This window comes from Desulfocurvus sp., from assembly GCF_023230885.1.
Lineage (GTDB): Bacteria > Desulfobacterota > Desulfovibrionia > Desulfovibrionales > Desulfovibrionaceae > Desulfocurvus.
Window position 1 is genome coordinate 1 of sequence record NZ_JALNWM010000265.1, and the last position, 3,398, is coordinate 3,398.

Here is a 3,398-nt window from a genome sequence, read left to right on the forward strand (position 1 = left end):
GACTACCCCTTCCGCTGGGATCGGGAGGCGGCTGAACGCATCTGCCGCTTCGCCTCCAACATGGTGCATGTGAAAGGCCGGGAATGGGCGGGCAAGAAGATCGTCCTCGAACCCTGGCAGTGCTTCATCCTGGCCGTAGCCTACGGCTGGGTGCGCAAGGCGGACGCACTGCGCCGTTTCCGTGAAATCTACGCCGAGATCCCGAGAAAATCCGGCAAGTCCGTGCTCGGGGCCTGCATCGGCCTGTACATGTTCGCGGCCGACGACGAGCCCGGGGCCGAGGTCTATTCCGGGGCCACCAGCGAGAAGCAGGCCTGGGAGGTCTTCGGTCCGGCCCGTCAGATGTGCCTGAAAAATCCCTCCTTCGTCAGCCACTTCGGCATCCATGTCGGGGCCAAGAACCTGCACATTCTGGACAACGCCAGCAAGTTCGAGCCGGTCATCGGCAAGCCCGGCGACGGAGCCTCGCCCCACTGCGCCATTGTGGACGAATACCACGAGCACCAGACGCCCGACCTCTACGACACCATGCTCACCGGCATGGGTGCGCGCTCCCAGCCTATGCTGGCAGTGATCACCACCGCCGGCGTGGATACCTCCGGCCCCTGCTACGCCAAACGCGACGAGGCGGTGAAGGTCCTCGAAGGTTCTCTGGAAAACGACCAGCTGTTCGCCATCGTGTTCACCATCGACGAAGACGACGACTGGACCGAGTGGCCGTCCTGGGAAAAGGCCAATCCGAACCTGGGCGTCTCGGTCTACCCCGATTTCCTCCAGGCCCGGCGCAAGGAGGCCCTGCAGATCGCCTCCCGCCAGAACATCCTCAAGTGCAAGCACCTGAACGTCTGGGCCAACGCCGGCTCGGCCTGGATCAACATGGTCAAATGGAACGCCTGCCGGGCGGACGTCTCCCTGGACGACTTCGCAGGCGAGCCCTGCTGGGTCGGTGTGGACCTGGCCTCCAAGGTGGACCTCACCGCCATGGTGCTGCTCTTCAGGCGCGGGGACGAATTCTATCTCTTCGGCAGGCACTACCTGCCGGAGGAGACGGTCACCCTTCCCGAAAACGTCCACTACCAGCGCTGGGTGGCCGAGGGGCATCTGGTGGCCACGCCCGGCGCACGCACCGATTACCACTATCTCATGGACGACCTGCTGGCATACGCCGACCGCTTCTCCATCCGAGAGTTGGCCTACGACCCGCGCGAGGCCGAGATGCTCATGCAGGAGATCCGCGAGCGGGTGTCCTTTTCCTGCATCGAGATCAACCAGTCTCCGGCGTTCATCTCCGAGCCCATGAAGGAATTCGAGGCCCTCTACCTTTCGGGCAAGCTGCGCCACGACGGCGATCCGCTGCTGGCCTGGCAGGCCGCCAACGTGGTGCTGCGCTCCACCAGGACCAAGGCCTATTATCCGGGCAAGGAACGCGCCGAAAACAAAATCGACGGTATCGTGGCCGCCATCATGGCCCTTTCCCGCGCCATGCTTCATGCGGAAGAACCGTTTGTCGGCATGGAGGTCTGGGACTGATGGGCGTCATCTCCTGGCTCAAGGGCCGCAAGTCGGCATCGCGGATGGCCCTGGAGGACCTCCTGGCCGACGGCTTCTTCACCCAGCCCGCCAAGAGCGGCGTGGCCGTGACCTGGAAGACGGCTTTGCAAGCCACTACGGCCCTGGCCTGCGCCCGGGTCATCGCCGAGGGGCTGGCCCAGGTGCCGCTCAAGGTCTTTCGCTCACAAGGCGGCGTGCGCACCCCGGCCGACGACCACCCGTTGTACGGCCTGCTCGGGGACGCGCCCAACGACTGGCAGACCAGCTTCGAGTTCATCGAGCAGGTGGTCATGCACCTGGTGTTCTGCGGCAACGCCTTTGTGTTTGTGAATCGCGGACTGGGCCGCGTTGTGGAACTACTCCCCTACGAGCCGCAGCAGGTGACCGTGAAGCGCGACGGCTACGTAATCTCCTATGAGGTAACCACCGACGACGGCCGCCGCATTGGACTTTCCGCTTCCGAGATGTGGCATCTGCGTGGGCCGTCCTGGAACGGCTGGATGGGACTCGAAGGCGTACGCCTCGCCCGGGAGGCCATCGGGCTGTCTCTGGCCACCGAGGAACATGGAGCGCGGCTGTTCTCCAACGGGGCCGTGGTCGGCGGCGTCCTGTCCACGGATCAGGTCCTGAACGAGGAGCAGCGCCTGGCCCTGCGCAAGTCCTGGGAGGCAAGGCACGCCGGCGGCGGGAACGCCTTCAAGACCGCCGTGCTCTGGGGCGGCATGAAGTTCACTTCCATGACCGCGCCCAACGACCAGGCCCAGTTCCTGGAGACCCGCAAGTTTCAGGTCGAGGAAATCTGTCGGGCCTTCCGCGTGCTGCCCATCATGGTGGGATATTCTGACAAGACCGCCACCTACGCCAGCGCCGAGCAGATGTTCCTGGCCCACGTGGTCCACACGCTCTCGCCCTGGTGCCGCCGCATCGAAACGAGCATCGCCAAGAACCTCTTCAGCGAGGAGGAGCGCCGCCAGGGGCTCTACGCCAAGTTCATGCTCAACGGCCTCCTGCGCGGCGCGGCCAAGGACCGAGCCGAGTTCTACGCCCGGATGTACGGCATCGGGGCCATGAATCCCAATGAGGTGCGCGAGTACGAGGACATGAATCCCTACGACGGCGGCGAACGCTACCGCGTGCCCCTCAATATGACCGATCCGGCCGAGCCGGAAGACGATGACAACGCTGAGGATACCGCCGATGCAGCGCCTCAACTGTAGCCTGAAGGAACTCAAGTTCGCTTCCGGCGGAACCGACGCCGAGCAGATGACCTTTTCCGGATACGGAGCCGTGTTCGGCAACGTGGACGCTTACGGCGACGTGATCCTGCCCGGGGCGTTCACGCAAAGCCTGACCGACGCCGGAGCGGGCAAGGCCGCCTGGCCGGTCATGCTCCTGCAGCACGGCGGACTCGGACTCGGCGCGCAGGACCTGACGCCCATCGGCATCTGGACGGACATCGCCGAGGACGAAGTGGGCCTGCGCGTAACCGGCCGACTGGCCGAGACTCCGCGCGGGCGCGAGGTTCACTCCCTGATGCGCATGGAACCCCGGCCGGCCATCGACGGCTTGTCCATCGGCTACGTGGCCCGGGAATGGACGCCGGGCGGCAAGCCGGGTGAACCCCGCCGCAGGCTCAAGCGTATCGAACTCATCGAGATCAGCCCCGTGACCTTTCCGGCCAACGCCAGGGCGCGGGTGGATCAAGTGAAGGGCGTGCCGGACATCCGGTTCGCCGAGAGGGCCCTGCGTGAGGCCGGGTTCTCCAGGTCACAGGCCAAGGCCGTTCTGGCCGAAGGATTCAAGGCCCTGCCTCTGCGTGACGCCGAGGATGCCCATAACGGGGGTGC

General features: G+C 65.2%; 3 protein-coding genes. All 3 read left to right on the forward strand.

Annotation, left to right across the window (positions count from 1 at the left end; genetic code table 11):
- The coding region (locus tag M0P34_RS14410; RefSeq protein ID WP_291500356.1) for a terminase TerL endonuclease subunit at positions 1 to 1,530 on the forward strand (1,530 nt) is incomplete at its 5' end.
- Entirely contained in the window at positions 1,530 to 2,768 is a 1,239-nt protein-coding gene (locus M0P34_RS14415) for a phage portal protein (RefSeq protein WP_291500357.1), read from the forward strand. The genes M0P34_RS14410 and M0P34_RS14415, both read left to right, overlap by 1 nt.
- Positions 2,749 to 3,398 (forward strand): HK97 family phage prohead protease (locus M0P34_RS14420; protein ID WP_291500359.1); only part of this gene is annotated, 650 nt, incomplete at its 3' end. The genes M0P34_RS14415 and M0P34_RS14420, both read left to right, overlap by 20 nt.